Source organism: Kibdelosporangium persicum (assembly GCF_013280595.1).
Lineage (GTDB): Bacteria > Actinomycetota > Actinomycetes > Mycobacteriales > Pseudonocardiaceae > Kibdelosporangium > Kibdelosporangium persicum.
The window spans coordinates 224327-239918 of record NZ_JAAATY010000004.1 but is presented as its reverse complement, the minus strand read 5'-3'; the positions used below and the strand labels follow the sequence as shown (position 1 = coordinate 239918).

The 15592-nt window shown below is 69.2% G+C and carries 14 protein-coding genes; 6 read left to right on the top strand and 8 right to left on the bottom strand.

The window, feature by feature from the left end; translation table 11 throughout:
* Window positions 1-8: 8 nt before the first annotated feature.
* The 3 genes from meaB to GC106_RS10075 are packed head-to-tail and all read right to left on the bottom strand — an operon-like array spanning window position 9 to window position 4997.
* Window positions 9-986: a methylmalonyl Co-A mutase-associated GTPase MeaB gene (meaB, locus tag GC106_RS10085; protein WP_173127340.1), complete on the bottom strand. Its 978-nt coding sequence runs from the start codon at window positions 984-986 to the stop codon at window positions 9-11.
* Window positions 979-3156 carry a methylmalonyl-CoA mutase gene (gene scpA / locus GC106_RS10080; protein ID WP_173127337.1) on the bottom strand — a complete coding sequence of 726 codons (2178 nt, stop codon included), beginning with the start codon at window positions 3154-3156 and terminating at the stop codon, window positions 979-981. Before scpA ends, meaB begins: the two co-directional genes overlap by 8 nt.
* On the bottom strand, window positions 3153-4997 hold the full coding sequence (locus GC106_RS10075; RefSeq protein WP_173127334.1) for a methylmalonyl-CoA mutase family protein: 1845 nt from the start codon (window positions 4995-4997) through the stop codon (window positions 3153-3155). The genes scpA and GC106_RS10075 overlap by 4 nt, the downstream gene beginning before the upstream one ends.
* 81 nt (window positions 4998-5078) lie before the next feature.
* On the opposite strand from GC106_RS10075, the gene GC106_RS10070 reads away from it, so the two are divergent.
* Window positions 5079-6788 (top strand): serine/threonine-protein kinase, encoded by a 1710-nt coding sequence (locus GC106_RS10070; protein ID WP_173127332.1) that lies wholly within the window; start codon window positions 5079-5081, stop codon window positions 6786-6788.
* Here GC106_RS10070 and GC106_RS10065 read toward each other — a convergent pair.
* Window positions 6768-7448, bottom strand: coding sequence for a MerR family transcriptional regulator (locus GC106_RS10065; RefSeq protein ID WP_173127329.1), 681 nt, complete (start codon window positions 7446-7448; stop codon window positions 6768-6770). The two genes, GC106_RS10070 and GC106_RS10065, sit on opposite strands and share 21 nt — an antisense overlap.
* 103 nt (window positions 7449-7551) lie before the next feature.
* On the opposite strand from GC106_RS10065, the gene GC106_RS10060 reads away from it, so the two are divergent.
* From GC106_RS10060 to GC106_RS10040, 5 genes are read left to right on the top strand one after another with little or no spacing between them, the layout of a single operon-like run.
* Complete coding sequence (locus GC106_RS10060) at window positions 7552-8475, top strand: hypothetical protein (RefSeq protein ID WP_173127326.1); 924 nt, start codon at window positions 7552-7554, stop codon at window positions 8473-8475.
* On the top strand, window positions 8475-8927 hold the full coding sequence (locus tag GC106_RS10055) for an ABA4-like family protein (protein WP_217280288.1): 453 nt from the start codon (window positions 8475-8477) through the stop codon (window positions 8925-8927). The genes GC106_RS10060 and GC106_RS10055 overlap by 1 nt, the downstream gene beginning before the upstream one ends.
* Window positions 8924-9730, top strand: a complete 807-nt coding sequence (locus tag GC106_RS10050; RefSeq protein WP_376777719.1) for a purine-nucleoside phosphorylase — start codon at window positions 8924-8926, stop codon at window positions 9728-9730. The genes GC106_RS10055 and GC106_RS10050 overlap by 4 nt, the downstream gene beginning before the upstream one ends.
* Window positions 9727-11358, top strand: a complete 1632-nt coding sequence (locus GC106_RS10045) for a phospho-sugar mutase (RefSeq protein WP_173127323.1) — start codon at window positions 9727-9729, stop codon at window positions 11356-11358. The genes GC106_RS10050 and GC106_RS10045 overlap by 4 nt, the downstream gene beginning before the upstream one ends.
* Window position 11359: 1 nt before the next feature.
* Complete coding sequence (locus GC106_RS10040; RefSeq protein WP_173127320.1) at window positions 11360-11812, top strand: flavodoxin family protein; 453 nt, start codon at window positions 11360-11362, stop codon at window positions 11810-11812.
* A 15-nt stretch (window positions 11813-11827) separates the two neighbouring features.
* Here GC106_RS10040 and GC106_RS49250 read toward each other — a convergent pair whose 3' ends face one another.
* The 4 genes from GC106_RS49250 to GC106_RS10020 all read right to left on the bottom strand — a co-directional run bounded on the left by GC106_RS49250 (window position 11828) and on the right by GC106_RS10020 (window position 15589).
* Entirely contained in the window at window positions 11828-12526 is a 699-nt protein-coding gene (locus GC106_RS49250; protein WP_173127317.1) for a response regulator transcription factor, read from the bottom strand.
* Window positions 12527-12761: 235 nt separating this feature from the next.
* Window positions 12762-13928, bottom strand: coding sequence for an MFS transporter (locus GC106_RS10030; RefSeq protein WP_173127314.1), 1167 nt, complete (start codon window positions 13926-13928; stop codon window positions 12762-12764).
* A 12-nt stretch (window positions 13929-13940) separates the two neighbouring features.
* Window positions 13941-14411 (bottom strand): GNAT family N-acetyltransferase, encoded by a 471-nt coding sequence (locus GC106_RS47640; protein ID WP_173127311.1) that lies wholly within the window; start codon window positions 14409-14411, stop codon window positions 13941-13943.
* Complete coding sequence (locus tag GC106_RS10020) at window positions 14405-15589, bottom strand: type III PLP-dependent enzyme (RefSeq protein WP_173127308.1); 1185 nt, start codon at window positions 15587-15589, stop codon at window positions 14405-14407. Before GC106_RS10020 ends, GC106_RS47640 begins: the two co-directional genes overlap by 7 nt.
* Window positions 15590-15592 lie beyond the last annotated feature (3 nt).

Here is a 15592-nt window from a genome sequence, read left to right as displayed (position 1 = left end):
CTTCGAGGTTATCGCACGCCGAACGCTTTGAGGATCCGCTCCGCCGCCAGTGTCGGCGTCAGCCGCTCGTCCCGGACGTCCTGCTCCAGTTCAGCCGCTATGGAACGCACTTCGGCGCTGTCACGCAATCGTGTCATCACCGCGTCGCGGACCATCGCCCACGTCCAGTCGACCTGCTGCTGACGGCGTTTCGCGGCCAGCTCGCCCGCGTCCGCCAACGTGCGGTGGTGCCGTTCGATCTCCTTCCACAACTCGTCGAGGCCCGCTCCAGTCAACCCGCTGCACGTCAGCACAGGGGGCGTCCACAGCTCGTCACCGCTCCGCAACAGCCGCATGGCACTGGCGAGTTCACGGGCCGCACGGCGCGCTTCCTTCTCGTGGTCGCCGTCGGCCTTGTTCACCGCGACGACGTCAGCGAGCTCAAGCACGCCCTTTTTGATGCCCTGCAACTGGTCGCCGGTCCTGGCCAGAGTCAGGAACAGGAAACAGTCGACCATCCCGGCCACGGTGATCTCGGACTGGCCGACGCCGACGGTCTCGACGAGCACGATGTCGTAGCCCGCCGCCTCCATCAGCACGATCGTCTCCCGGGTCGCCCGCGCGACCCCGCCGAGTGTGCCGGACGTGGGCGACGGCCGGATGAAGGCGTTCTGGTCGGTCGCCAGCTTGGCCATCCGGGTCTTGTCGCCGAGGATGCTGCCGCCGGTCCGGCTGGACGACGGGTCGACGGCCAGCACCGCCACGCGATGGCCTGCCGCGGTCAGCCGCGTGCCGAGCATGTCGATGAATGTCGACTTGCCGACGCCGGGCACGCCCGTGATGCCGACCCGATGCGCGCCGCCCGCGTACGGCAACAGCTCGACCAGCATCTGCTGCGCCTGCTCGCGATGATCGGCGCGGGTGGACTCGACCAGCGTGATCGCCCTGGACAGGACGGCACGCTCGCCCGCCCGCACCCCGCGGACGTAGTCGGCGATGTCAGGCATGCCCGAGTTGTACCCGCAGCTTGCCGAGCAGGTCGACGACGGCGTCGGCGATCACAGTCCCCGGCGGGAAGATCGCGGCCGCGCCCGCCTCGTACAACGCGTCGAAGTCCTGCGGCGGGATGACGCCGCCGACCACGACCATGATGTCCGGCCTGCCGTGCGCGGCCAGTTCCTCGCGCAGCGCGGGCACCAGCGTGAGGTGCCCCGCGGCCAGCGAGGACACGCCCACGACGTGCACGTCCGCCTCGATCGCCTGGCGCGCGACCTCGGCGGGGGTCTGGAACAGCGGGCCCACGTCGACGTCGAAGCCGAGGTCGGCGAAGGCGGTCGCGATCACCTTCTGGCCGCGGTCGTGGCCGTCCTGGCCCATCTTGGCGACCAGGATCCGTGGCCTGCGGCCCTCCGCCTCGGCGAACTCGCCGACGATCCGCCGTGCGGCGTCCACACTGGACACGCCGGTTCCGACCTCCTCGCGGTAGACCCCGGAGATGGTACGGATCTGGCCGGCATGCCTGCCCCAGACCCGTTCGAGCGCGCCGGAGATCTCCCCGACGGTGGCCTTGGCCCTGGCCGCGTCGATCGCCAGCGCCAACAGGTTGCCGTTACCGGCCGCGGCGGATTCCAGGCGCCGCAACGCTTCCTCGACCGCTGCCGCGTCACGCTCGGCGCGCAACCGCGCCAGTTTCGCCAGCTGCTGCGCCCGCACGCCCGCGTTGTCCACTTTGAGCACGTCGATCCGCTCTTCGGTGGCCAGCCGGTACTTGTTCACACCGATCACCGGCTGACGGCCGGAGTCGATGCGTGCCTGCGTCCGGGCCGCGGCCTCCTCGATGCGCAGCTTCGGGATGCCCGCGTCGATCGCCTTGGCCATCCCGCCGGCCGCCTCGACCTCGGCGATGTGCCCCCACGCCTTGCGGGCCAGCTCGTAGGTCAGCCGCTCGACGAAGGCACTGCCGCCCCACGGGTCGATCACCCGGGTGGTGCCGGATTCCTGTTGCAGGACAAGCTGGGTGTTGCGGGCGATCCGCGCGGAAAAGTCCGTCGGCAGCGCCAGCGCCTCGTCCAGGGCGTTGGTGTGCAAGGACTGCGTGTGCCCCTGGGTCGCGGCCATCGCCTCCACGCAGGTGCGCACGACGTTGTTGTAGACGTCCTGAGCGGTCAGCGACCAGCCGGAGGTCTGGCTGTGTGTCCGCAGCGACAACGACTTCGGCGACTGTGCCGAGAACTGCGAGACGAGCTTGGCCCACAGCAGCCGGGCCGCCCGCAGCTTGGCGACCTCCATGAAGAAGTTCATCCCGATCGCCCAGAAGAACGACAGCCGGGGCGCGAACTTGTCGATGTCCAGCCCGGCCGCCAGCCCCGCGCGGATGTACTCGACGCCGTCGGCCAGCGTGTACGCCAGCTCCAGGTCGGCCGTCGCGCCCGCCTCCTGCATGTGGTAGCCGGAGATCGAGATCGAGTTGTACTTCGGCATGTGCTGCGAGGTGTACGCGAAGATGTCGGAGATGATCCGCATCGACTGCGCGGGCGGGTAGATGTAGGTGTTGCGGACCATGAACTCCTTGAGGATGTCGTTCTGGATGGTCCCCGCCAGCCGCTCCGGCGGCACCCCCTGTTCCTCCGCCGCGACCACGTACAGCGCGAGCACCGGCAACACGGCGCCGTTCATGGTCATCGACACGCTCATCTGGTCGAGCGGGATGCCCTCGAACAGCTGGCGCATGTCGTAGATCGAGTCGATCGCGACCCCGGCCATGCCGACGTCACCGGTCACGCGCGGGTGGTCGGAGTCGTAGCCGCGGTGCGTGGCCAGGTCGAACGCCACCGAGAGGCCCTTCTGCCCGGCCGCGAGGTTGCGCCGGTAGAAGGCGTTGGACTCCTCGGCGGTCGAGAACCCGGCGTACTGGCGGATGGTCCACGGCTGCGTCACGTACATCGCCGGGTACGGGCCACGCAGGAACGGCGCGATGCCGGGGTAGGTGTCCAGGAAGTCCAGCCCGTCGAGGTCCTCGGCGGTGTAGACGGGCTTGATCCCGATGCCCTCGGGGGTCTCCCAGACCAGTGCGTCCGAGCCCTTGCCGGTGGCCTCGGCCAGCGCGGCCTGCCACTCCGCGACGCCGGCCGGCGACGGCTCGCCCAGCGGGACGCCGCTGAAATCGGGGATCGTCATGCTCCCACTCCCAACGTCTTCAGGGTATCGCGCAGCACGGCGAGCACATCGCTACCAATGTGGACGTATCCGTCGACGCCTTCGTACTCCCCCTTGCCCGCGAGCAGGATCTTCACCGCGCCTGCCGCGCGCAGCGCCTGGGCGACCTCTTCGGCGCGCTCGGCGTACAGCGCGTCCGTGCCGCAGAGGCACGCGATCCTGGCGCCGCTCGCGGCGAACGCCTCGGCGACTTCCGCGGCGGTGTCCGTCGCGCCGACGTGGGGTGTCTCGATCCCGCCTGCCTGGAAGAAGTTGGCCGCGAAGGTCCCGCGTGCGGTGTGCGCGGCGATCGGGCCGAGCGTGGCGAGGAAGACCTTCGGACGTTCCGGCTGCGCGTCGGACAGGTCACGGAGTTCTTCGTACGCCTCGGCCAGCCGGACCTGCGGCAGCCCACCGGACGGCGCGGGCGGCGCGGGCTCGCGGACCGGAAGCTGCTCGGTGATGTTCGGGAACTCGCTGACGCCGGTGAGCGGATCTTCGCGGCGGGCCAGGTTGCGCGACCGCTCCGCCCACGTCCGCGCGAGCCGCTCCTCGACGAGGCCGGCGTCCAGCGCGGCGGGCAGCCCGCCCGCACCCTCGACGGCCTGGAAGAACGCCCACCCGGCCTGTGCCAGGTCGTCGGTCAGCCGCTCGACGTAGTACGAGCCGCCCGCCGGGTCGATCACACCGGCCACTTTGGACTCTTCGAGCAGGACCGCGTGTGTGTTGCGGGCGATGCGCCGCGCGAAGTCGTCCGGCAGGCCGATGGCGTGGTCGAACGGCAGCACGGTGACGGCGTCCGCGCCGCCCACACCGGCGGCGAAGCACGCCAACGTGCCGCGGAGCATGTTCACCCACGGGTCACGGCGGGTCATCATCACCGGCGACGTGACCGCGTGCTGGTGTTGCGGCACGGCCGGGGCCCCGGAAACCTCCATCACCCGTGCCCACAAGCGGCGCGCGGCCCGCAGCTTCGCGATGGTGATGAACTGGTCGGCGGTCGCCGCGTACCGGAATTCCAGCTGCTCGGCGGCCTGCTCGACGGACAGTCCAGCGTCGGTCAGGGCACGCAGGTACGCCACGCCCGTGGCGATGGACAGGCCGAGTTCCTGCGAGTCGGAACCACCGGCCTGGTGATAGGGCAGTGCGTCGGCGACGAGGGCACGGAGCCGGGGGAACTCACCGGACACGCGTACCGCGAGCCGGACGGCACCTTCGAGGTCCTGGGCGGTGCCGGTCCGCGCGCGCAGGCCAAGTGGATCGGCACCGAGGTTGCCGCGCACCTCACTGGCCGGGATCGCCTTGTCCGCCTGGATTTCCAGCAGGGCCTCGGCGGCGGCGAGGAAGTCCGCCCCCGCGTCCAGCGTGACCGGCGCGAGGTCGACGTAGACCTCGTCGAGCACGTCTGCCAGCGCGGAGATCGGCAGGCCGGCGTCGCCGACGACCAGCCAGAGCGACGTCACGCCGTGTTCGAGGTCCGTCAGGACGGCCCGCTTGGCGGCCGACGGGTCCGGATGCGCGTGCCGCTGGCGTACGTCCCAGCCGGTGGCGACTGCTCCTTCCGGACGGTTGCCGCGGACGAAAGGCGGCAATCCCGGCATGCCTGCCGCGGGCGCCGTGTCCTGGCGTGTATACAGCGGTTGCACAAGGATGTCGTCGTAGGTCCTGGTCGCGATCTTCCCGGCAGCGTCGCCGGTGAAGTCGGCAGGCACTCGTCCGGACTTGCGCAGCACACCCGCGACCAGCTCCTGCCACTGCTCGCGCCGGGGCGTGGGGAACTGCGCGGCGAGGACGAGCTCTTCCTGCTCGGGCGCCTGACTCATACCTTGCGATGCTAGTGAAGCGGTCCGGCGGCAGACTGTGACACGGACCATCTCAGGGGTGTGGATAGGGGTGTCGGCACAATGGGGGACGTGGTGTCCGAGACCAAGGCGGAGCAGGCCGAGCGCGTGATCGCCGGCCGCTATCGCCTTGTGAGTGTGATCGGACACGGCTCGATGGGCACGGTGTGGCGCGCCTACGACGAGTTCCTGCACCGCACGGTGGCGGTCAAGGAGATCCGGCTGCCTCCCGGCATGCCGCAGAGCCAGGCCGATGAGGTGCGCGAGCGGACGTTACGTGAGGCGCGCGCGATCGGCGTGCTGTCGCATCCGAACGTCGTCACGCTGCACGACATCGCCCAAGAGAACGGCGACCCGTACGTCGTGATGGAGCACGTGCCCGGCAGTAGCCTCGCGCACCTGCTGCGATCGAAAGGGCCGTTGGACACGACCCAGGCCGCCGCGGTGGCCGACGCGGTCGCGGCCGCGCTACAGGCCGCCCACCAGGCTGGGATCACCCACCGTGACGTCAAGCCGGCGAACGTGCTGATCGCCACGGACGGCCGGATCAAACTGGCCGACTTCGGCATCGCCCGCAACATCTCCGAGAACACGCTGACCAAGACCGGGATCACGCTCGGCTCGCCTGCCTACATCGCGCCCGAGGTGGCGTCCGGCGGCGAGGTGACGCACAACGCCGACCTGTGGAGTCTCGGCGCGACGCTGTTCGCGACCATCGAGGGGCACGCGCCGTACAACCCGGACGGCGACATCATCGCCACGCTGCTCGAAGTGGTCAACGGCGAGGTGCCGCGCCCGGCGTCGGACAGCCCGATGGCCGGGATCGTCAGTGGCCTGATGGTCAAGGAGCCCGCCGGCCGGATGACGCTGGCCGAGGTGCGCAGGCGGATGTACGGCCTGCTGCCGGAGCCCGGCACGTCGCCGTTCACCGCGGAGGAGATCACCGGCGCGGAGCGCTTCATCCCGGCGCAGCCAGCGCGTTCCGTGGAACCCGACCCCGACCCGCAACCCCAGCCTGCCGCCGAGCCGGAGGGTCCCTCGCTGGCCGCCGACCCGGGCCCGTTGCCGTTCACGCCGTCACCCTCCCCCGTGGAGCCGGTGCCAGTCCGGCGTGGCGTGCCGCGCACGCTGGTCTACGCGGCCGCGGCGCTGGTGTTCTTCGCGGCGGCGGGTGGCGGATTCGCCGCGGCCCGGTACGCGGGTGGAAAACCGTTGCTGCCGGCCGAACCCACGCTGATCGAGCAGCCCGTCGTGCAGCCGCCGCCGTCCATCCAGGCCGGCGACCTGGTGCCCCGCGTCGGCGACGCGGCCACGTTGAAGGGCGCCAAGGGCGGCGTGTTCACCATCAACGTGCCGCCCGGCTGGGAGACGTTCGTCGAGGAACGGCAGCCGAAGAACCTGCCCGCGAGCACGCGGGTGCACTACCTGTCGCCGGACGGCCGGTACGCGCTGACCGTCGAGCGGTTCCCGGGTTTCTTCGACAGGCACAAGGTCAGCCAGTACAAGGACGCTGTGCAGGCGACGTGGCCGAAGGACGCGTTCGTCAGCGGCGACCCGTTGGCGCAGCCGTTCGGCACCGGGCCCGAGCCCGGCCAGTACTGGAAGTACAACACCGTCGACGCCGGGTCGCTGCGGCGGACGACCTACAGCAACATCATTCCGCTGACCGTCGACCTGTGGGTGGTCAGCGTGACCGTGCCGACGGTCGAGGAGGACACCGGGAAGGGCGCGCTGTTCGACCGGATCGCGCCGTCATTCAAGGTGACTCCCTGAGCCTCCGGCTGTGCCTGGGCCAAAGTCGTACTCCTCGACCACGCCCAAGGTCATCGCCGTGACGTGCTGGTGGGCGAGGCGGCGCAGCGCGCCGAACATGGTTTCGCCGATGACGGTGCCGATCACGACGCCTTCGATCGTGTCCTCGATGCCCTGGCCCCGGGTGACCCGCTCGACGTCTGTTTCGGCGATCTTCTCGGCCATCGGGGCGTAACGCTCAAGCAGATCCGTCAGATCCTCGCGGCCGACGTCGTAGAGCGAGGCCAGCGCCGCGATCAGCGTCTGCGCGGGCGGGCTGCCGATCTTGGCCCGCCATCCCCGTTCCAGCAGCAGTTTCGCCACCCGTTCCCGTGCCTGTGCCCAGTGTTCGCCGTCCGTCGCGCCGACCGGCGGCTCGATGCTCCGCTGCACCGCGCCCAGCACCTCGAACGGCTCGTCGGGTGAGTCGACCGCGTCGAGCACGTCTCTGACCTTGGCGATCGACAGGCCGCCGACCTCGGCCAGCGCGCGGATCATCCGTAGCCTGCGCACGTGTGACTCGTCGTAGATGGCCTGGTTGGGGCTGGTCCGCTCGCCGGGCAGCAGCAGGCCTTCGCGCAGGTAGTACTTGATCGTCGGCACCGGCACCCCGGTCCGCCTGCTCAGCTCAGCCATCCGCATCCCGCGGCCTCCCGACACTTGCTTAGAACATCTCAGGATGGATAGTGTACTTATCGATAGCGGATAGCTTCACTATCTACCAGTCGTTCAGAGGGGACCCACGATGGCGTTGAGAACAGAAATCCGGACGTGGAACAGGCCATTACTCGTGCTCGCCGGTCTGGCCGTGGCGCAGACGGTCATCGCGACCGGCGGGCTGCTGTTCGACGACCGCGTCCTGATCGGCGACCCGATCTGGCTCAAGCCGTTCAAGTTCGGCGTGTCGATCGCGGTCTACGCCGCCACCCTCGCGTGGATGACGTCCCTGCTGCACAAGGGGAAGCGCGTCGCACAGTGGATGGCCCTGATCACCACGGTGACCATGGTGGTCGAGATGGTCGTGCTGGTTCTGCAGACCGTCCGCGGTGTGCCGAGCCACTTCAACAACTCACCGGGCTTCGACGGGCTCGCCTTCGCGGTGATGGGCATCGCGATCGTGGTGCTGTGGACGTCGAACGTCGTGGTCGCGGTACTGCTGATGCGCCAGCGCGTGCTCGACGCGCCGATGCTGTGGGCGATCCGGATCGGCCTCGTGCTCGCGCTCGTCGGCATGGCCGTGGCGTTCCTGATGCCGCAGCCCACGCCTGAGCAGCTGGAACTGCTGCGCAATGACGTCGAGCCCGCGCTGATCGGCGGTCATTCGGTCGGTGTCGCCGACGGCGGCCCGGGCATGCCGATCACCGGCTGGAGCACGGTCGGCGGCGACCTGCGCATCGCGCACTTCGTCGGAATCCATGCCATGCAAGCGCTTCCGCTGCTCGCGCTGGTGCTGCGGCGGCGGTACGAGGAGATCGTCCGCACACGGCTGGTCCTCATCGGCGGGATCTTCTACACGGGCCTGCTGGCTCTGGTGCTGTGGCAGGCGTTGCGCGGTCAGTCGCTGATCGCCCCGGACGGTATGACGCTCGGCGTGTTGGCGGCGCTGACGATCGGCTGCGCGGGCGCGTGGGCCACGGCTCTGCGGACGAAGGAGAAGGTGTCGGTCTGATGGACTTCCTGTTCCAGCTGAGCTTCTCCCTGGCAGCGCCGTTCTGGGCGCTGATGATCCTCGCGCCGGGGTGGTCGGTGACCAGGCGGGTGATCGGCTCGCCGCTGATCATCGCCCCGATCGCCGTGCTCTACCTGGTCATCGCGATTCCCCGGCTGGCCGAGGTGCTGCCGCTGGTGACCGGGCCGACGTTGCCCGGCCTCCAGGAGGCGATGGCCGAAGGCGGCGCCGCGACGCTGGTATGGGCGCACATCATCGCCTTCGACCTCTTCGTCGGGCGATGGATGTACCTGGAGTCGCGTTCGCGGGTCCACCCGCTGGTGATGGCGCCGATACTGCTCGTCACGATCCTCCTCGCGCCCATCGGGTTCCTGCTGTTCCTCGCGGTGCGGACGGTGACCGTCGACAAAGGAGAGCGGGGTGTGCCGGTTGACGTAGGCTCGCGGCCGTGACCGGTACTCGACAAGACCCACAGATCCTCGCGAAATCGGCGGCAACGGCGTTGGCCGAGCGGACCGGCTCGGCCACGCACGACCTGGCGGTCGTGCTCGGCTCGGGCTGGCGGCCCGCGGCCGACGAGATCGGCTCCGGCGGGGTCGAGGTGCCGGTCGCCGAACTGCCCGGCTTCCTGGCACCGGTGGTGTCCGGGCACGGCGCCACCATCCGGTCGGTCGAGGTCGGCGACAAGCGCGTGCTGCTCATGCTCGGCCGGACACACCGGTACGAAGGGCACCCGGTCAGCCAGGTCGTGCACGGCGTGCGGACCGCGGCCGCCGCGGGCTGCCAGACGGTCGTGCTGACCAACGCGGCGGGCGGCATCCGGGAGGGGTACTGGGTCGGACAGCCGGTGCTGATCAGCGACCACATCAACCTGACCGCCACGTCACCGCTGGTCGGCGCCGAGTTCGTGGACCTGACCGACCTGTACTCGTCGCGGTTGCGGGACGTGGCCCGTGGCATCGACGAATCGCTGCAGGAAGGCGTGTACGCGGGCCTGCCGGGGCCGCACTTCGAGACCCCGGCGGAGATCCGGATGCTGCGCACGATGGGCGCGGACCTGGTCGGCATGTCGACCGTGCTGGAGGCGATCGCCGCCCGCGCGGCCGGGATGGAGGTGTTCGGCCTGTCGATGGTGACCAACCTCGCCGCCGGGCTGACCGGTGAGCCGCTGAACCACCTCGAAGTGCTCGAAGCCGGCCGCAAGGCGGCGACGCAGATGGGCAAGCTGTTGCGTGAGCTGGTGGTTCGCGCGTGAGGCTCACGTCGGAGCTGCGCGACCGGACGTTCCGGTGGATCGCCGACGACGTCGATCCGGCGGCCCGCACCGAGCTGCAACAGGTGCTTGCCCAGGCCATGGGCGGGTCGCCGGACGCGTTGACCGAGCTGGCGGACCGGATGTCCGGTCCGCTGACGTTCGGCACCGCGGGCCTGCGTGGCCCGGTCCGGGCGGGCGTCAACGGAATGAACCGGTCCGTGGTCGTCCGGACGACGTACGGCGTCGCGTCCTGGCTCGTCCACAAGGGACACGGAGGTGGGCTCGTCGTGGTCGGGCGGGACGCCCGCACCGGATCGGCGGAGTTCTTCCGTGACGTGGTGGCGGTCCTGACCGCCGCCGGATTCCAGGTGTGCCAGCTCGACGGGCCGCTGCCGACGCCGATCACAGCGTTCGCCGTACGTCATCTCGGCGCTGTCGCGGGAATCCAGATCACGGCTTCGCACAACCCGCCCGCGGACAACGGGTACAAGCTCTACGACGCGGACGGCACACAGATCGTGCCACCGGACGACCGGCTGATCGAGGCCGCGATCCGCGACGCCCCCGCCGCGGTGTCCATCCCCCGCACCGAGATTCCCACCTCGACCCGGCAGGACGTCGTCGACGCCTACTACGCCCGGGTGGCGACCTTGCCGCGTGGCACCTCGCGTGACGTGAAGGTCGTGCTGACCCCCATGCACGGCGTCGGCGGCCAACCGGCACTGGAAGCCTTGCAGCGAGCCGGTTTCACCGACGTGTCACTGGTCTCCGCGCAGGCCGACCCGGATCCGGCGTTCCCGACGGTGACGTTCCCCAACCCCGAGGAGCCCGGCGCCGCCGACCTGTTGCTCGCCGCGGCCGAGCAGTCGTCGGCCGATCTGGCGATCGCCCTCGACCCGGACGCCGACCGGTGCGCACTCGGCGTGAACGACAACGGCACGTGGCGGATGCTGCGCGGCGACGAAACCGGCGTCCTGCTGGGCAACCACATCCTGTCCACTTTGGGCACACCGGACGCTCTGGTCGCCACGACGATCGTGTCGTCATCGCTGCTCGGCTCGATCGCCGCGGCCTACGGCGCCCGCTATGCCGAGACGCTGACAGGCTTCAAGTGGCTGGTCCGCGCGGGCGACGGCCTTGTCTTCGCGTACGAGGAAGCGCTGGGCAACAGCGTCGATCCGTCGTACGTTCGCGACAAGGACGGCATCTCCGCCGCCGTCGTGGCGTGCGATCTGGCGGCGACACTCAAGGCCTCCGGCCGCACGTTGCTGGACGTGCTCGACGAGCTGGCCGTGACGCACGGCGTGCACCTGACCGATCAGGTTTCGTTGCGGGTCACCGAACTGCCGCTGATCGGCAGGCTGATGGCCCAGCTGAGGTCGGCTCCGCCCACGACGCTCGCCGGAGTGACCGTCACCTCGGAAGACCTGCTGCCACAGGCAGACGTCCTGAGGTTCACCGGCGAAGGTCTGCGAGTGGTCGTCCGGCCGTCCGGGACCGAGCCGAAACTCAAGGCGTACTTGGAGGTTGTCGAGCCGGTGTCGTCCGGCTTGGACAGTGCACGCGAAACGGCCCGAGCACGGTTGACCGAGCTGCGTACGGTGATCACGGAACTGTTGGGAGCCTGAGATGCCTCGCCTGCTGATCGTGCACCACACGCCGTCACCAGGCATGCAGGCGATGTTCGAAGCCGTCGTCTCCGGCGCGACCGCGCCGGAGATCGAAGGCGTGACGGTGGAGCGCCGCGCCGCGCTCGCCGCCTCGGTCCCGGACGCACTGGAAGCGGACGCGTACATCCTGGGCACGCCAGCCAACATCGGGTACATGTCGGGCGCACTCAAGGTGTTCTTCGACCTGATCTACTACCCGTGCCTCGATTCCACCCGAGGCCGCCCGTACGGTCTCTACGTGCACGGCAACGAAGGCACCGAAGGTGCGATCCGCGCGGTCGAATCCATCACCGCCGGGCTCGGCTGGACCAAGGCCACCAACGCGGTCAACGTCCTGGGCGCACCGTCCAAACAAGACCTGGAAGCGTGCTGGGAACTCGGCGCGACCGTCGCGGCCGGACTGATGGCCTGATGTCCCGCCGGGCGGTCAGCACGCGGCCGCTTTCGCCGGGCTGACCAGGCCGAACTCGTACGCCATCACGACCATCTGGGCCCGGTCTGTGACGTTCAGCTTGCGGCACATGTGGTACAGGTGCGACTTCACGGTCGCCTCGCTCACACAGAGATCGGCGGCGATCCGGCGGTTGGACTTGCCCCTGGCCACGTGCGCGAGCACTTCGAGCTCCCGTTTGGTCAGCATCCGGAACTCCTCGGCGAGGCCCCGGACGTCACTGGGCATGTGAATCAGGATCTGCTGGAACGTGCTGTCGATCGCGGGCACACCGAGCACCATCAGTCCTGACGCGACAGTGCGCAACGCCGACGTCAGCTCGCTGGAGATCATGTCCTCCAGCACGATCCCGCGCACTCCCGCCTGGATCATCTCCAGCAGTTCCCGGTGGTCCAGGTCGCCGACCAGCGCGACCACCCGTGGACGGCCCCGGGGATCGGTGCCCCGGCCGAGCGCCGCGCTGATCCGCATCGCGTCCAGCGCCGGCGGTACGTGGGCCGTCACCACGATCGAGGGCCGCAGCGTCCTGGCGAGTTCCACCAGTGCGTCACCGGTCCCGGCATCACCCGCCACGGTCAGCACGGGATCGCGGTCGATGATCGAGACGAGCCCCTCCCTGATCACCGGATGCGGGCTGCACACCAGGATCTCCGTTTTCGCACCAGGAAACGTCACAGCCGAACTCCCCAAACCTGTCGTGTCGGACTTCTCGGGACGCGCCGGCTCGCCCAGAGCCGCGGTGATCATCCCGAGCCGCCTACGGCCACGCAACTTTCCGGGACGCACGGCCGCCGGGGTTCAACTGTCTGATTGAACAGTTGCACCACACCGGGACCTGGCGCACTTCGGCCACAGGTTGACGTTTGCCTGAGAACGTTGTACAGAAGGGAGTTCGACTGATCGGCCGTTTCTAGCTTCGGGCATCCTGCTTCTCCGCCACCGGCCACGGAATCCGCGTGGCACAGAACACCACGAGCAACGCCGCGACGGCGACCGCCGTCATGCCCCACGTGAGGCTGCTGAATTCGGCCAGGTAGCCGATGACCGGCGGCCCGGCCAGCATTCCGGTGATGCCCGTCGCGGCCACCAACGTCAGGGCGTCCGGACCTTGCTTGGCCGCCGCGACATACACGCACGGACCAGCCGCGGCCACACCGAGGCCCACGCACGCGATACCGGCCAACATCGGCACGATGCCACCGAACACAAGGCCGATCGACAACCCGATGGCAGCCAATGTGCACCCGACCATGACGACCTGCCGGTCCCCCCAACGGCTCCGCCAGCGATCCGCGAACAACCGGGCCACGAGCATCGTGCCGGAGAACACCGCGACGCCCATCGGCGCGAGTTCGGCGGACGCCCCGGCGACATCCTTGAGATACACCGCAGACCAGTCGGTCATCGCGCCTTCGACAACGGTGGCGAAAGCCATTGCCAAGCCCAGCAGCAAAGCCAGGCGGGTCGGCAGGGTGAATCCGCGTCTGACCTTTTCGGACGATCGCGTCTGGCCCGCGAGATCACCGGGCGACAGCCGCGGCCACGCGTACGCGACAAGCACTACGATGAAGGCGGCCGCGATCCCGAAGTTGACCGTCAGGTTCGGGGTCACACTGCTGACTCCGGCCGCCGCCAGCGCGCCGATCAGTCCGCCACCGCTGAAAACGGCGTGCAACCGGGACATGACGGTCCGCTCGTAGGTCTCTTCGAGCAGCGCGCCCTGTGCGTTCATCGCGACGTCAAGACAGGCGCAGCCAATCCCGTTGACGAACAGGATCGCCAGCATCACCGGGTACGGCGGCGTTTGGGCGATCGGAATCAGGCACAACGCCACGGTGATCGCCGAAACGCCTGCCAGGCTCCGGGAACCGAGCTTGCGCATCAACACCGTCACGAGCGGGAACGACACCGCCGCGCCCGCTCCGGACGCCAGGATCAGCAGTCCGGTTTGGCCGGTGGTCAGCCCCAAGGTGTCTTTGATGGCAGGCAACCTCGACGTCCAGGTGGCGTACTGGAAACCGAGGCAGAGGAAGAACGCGGCCACCGCGATCTCGGCCCGCAGGGACTGCCGTGTCATGGGAACCACTTCCTATATCGCCGTGGACATGTACAGCGCGCCCGGGCCGTAACAGCTCGGCACGGTGATCTGCGGGTGAGGCCGGAAACCGTTGGCCGACCAGAACTTCTCGCGTCCCCCGATCGCCACCAACGAGATCCGCCCGTACCCCGCGTCCTTGGCCGCCCGCACGAGCCGGGACAGCAGAAGCCGTCCCAGCCCACGCCGTCGGTGCTCGTCGGCGACCACCATGTCGTGCAGGTGCAGGTTCGTGGAAGCGACGATTTCCCGTTCCGGACGGCCCAGATCAGGGCAGTGGAAAGGCCGCCAGGGCAACGCGAGGACGTACCCGGCCGTCGTCCCGTCGAGCTCCAGCACGAAGGCGGTCTGCGCGCGTGACTTCAGCACCGACAGGTCCTCGGAGAGCCCGAGGTCCTGGTAGGCACCGGCTTCCAGAGTCGCGATGCTGTCCCAATCCTCGTCGGCCACCGCACGGATCAGCACGCCACTCCTTCCAACGGGCGCACGAACGTCGCCGGAAGCGGCGGGAAACCGTTGAAGCCGACCGTGGTGTAGCTGATCGAATAGGCGCCGCTGGACAGAATCCACACTGGATCGCCGGACCGGATCGACGTGGGCACGTGCACCACCGGCCGTCCCTGGAAGAAGATGTCGTCACTGTCGCACGTCGGCCCGCCGACGACGGCAGGCGCGGACTCCTCGCCGATGTGCGTCGGGAACACGAACGGGTAGACGACCTGATCCAGCTCGTACAGGCCGTTGAACTTCCCGCAACTGAGGTAGAGCCAGTGCTCCCGTTCACCGTCGCGCAGCTCCCGCACGGCAAAGCGCGACACCCGGGCCTTGATCGCCCCGCTGTCGGCGACAAGATGCCGCCCCGGCTCCAGCCTGAAGCCGATCGGTGCCCCGGCCACCCGCCGGACCTCGGCCATGCCCGCCCTGATGGACGCGAACATCTCGCCGATGGGCGGTACCAACGGCGTGCCGTTCGTGTCCAGGTAGCCGAGCGCGGGCAAACCGCCGCCGACGTTGACGTGATCGGGCGCAATCCCGTGCGCACGCAACGCCACGATCACTTCGGCGACATCGGCGAAGGCACGTGTCCATGCCGTGGCGGTCATTTGCTGCGATCCGACATGGAACGACAGGCCCGATGGCTTCAGCCCCAACGAGTTGGCCGTGACCAGCACCCGGACCGCCTCGACCGTCGAGCACCCGTACTTGCGGCTGAGGCCCCAGAACGCTCCCTCACCCGAGGTGGCGATCCGGCAGAACACCCGTGAACCAGGCGCATGGGCGGCGATCGACACGACGTCTTCCACGCTGTCGGTGGCGAAGTCCCGAACCCCGAGGCGGTACGCGGCCAGAATGTCCTCATCGGACTTGACCGTGTTGCCGTAGTGGATCCGGTCGATCGGCGCGCCCGCCTCGATCGCCAGCGCCAGTTCCCTGGGGCTGGCCGCGTCGAAGCCGCTGTTCCACTCGGTCAGGAAATCCAGCAGTTCAGGCGCCGGACACGACTTGATCGCGAACCGGACGGCCGCGCCGGGCAGTTCCCGGACCAGGGAGTCGTACCGCTGCCGGATGCCGGCGAGGTCGAAGACCAGCTGGTCCCCGCCGACCGATGCCAGTGCGGCGAGAACCGAGTCGTACTCGACCATGTC

What these genes read in the sequence shown, in the direction of transcription:
- GC106_RS10065 (WP_173127329.1), bottom strand. Translation starts at nt 7,448, where the DNA reads ATGCGGATGGCTGAGCTGAGCAGGCGGACCGGGGTGCCGGTGCCGACG.
- GC106_RS10070 (WP_173127332.1), top strand. Translation starts at nt 5,079, where the DNA reads ATGGGGGACGTGGTGTCCGAGACCAAGGCGGAGCAGGCCGAGCGCGTG.
- scpA (WP_173127337.1), bottom strand. Translation starts at nt 3,156, where the DNA reads ATGACGATCCCCGATTTCAGCGGCGTCCCGCTGGGCGAGCCGTCGCCG.
- GC106_RS10030 (WP_173127314.1), bottom strand. Translation starts at nt 13,928, where the DNA reads ATGACACGGCAGTCCCTGCGGGCCGAGATCGCGGTGGCCGCGTTCTTC.
- GC106_RS10040 (WP_173127320.1), top strand. Translation starts at nt 11,360, where the DNA reads ATGCCTCGCCTGCTGATCGTGCACCACACGCCGTCACCAGGCATGCAG.
- meaB (WP_173127340.1), bottom strand. Translation starts at nt 986, where the DNA reads ATGCCTGACATCGCCGACTACGTCCGCGGGGTGCGGGCGGGCGAGCGT.
- GC106_RS10060 (WP_173127326.1), top strand. Translation starts at nt 7,552, where the DNA reads ATGGCGTTGAGAACAGAAATCCGGACGTGGAACAGGCCATTACTCGTG.
- GC106_RS10020 (WP_173127308.1), bottom strand. Translation starts at nt 15,589, where the DNA reads ATGGTCGAGTACGACTCGGTTCTCGCCGCACTGGCATCGGTCGGCGGG.
- GC106_RS10075 (WP_173127334.1), bottom strand. Translation starts at nt 4,997, where the DNA reads ATGAGTCAGGCGCCCGAGCAGGAAGAGCTCGTCCTCGCCGCGCAGTTC.
- GC106_RS10055 (WP_217280288.1), top strand. Translation starts at nt 8,475, where the DNA reads ATGGACTTCCTGTTCCAGCTGAGCTTCTCCCTGGCAGCGCCGTTCTGG.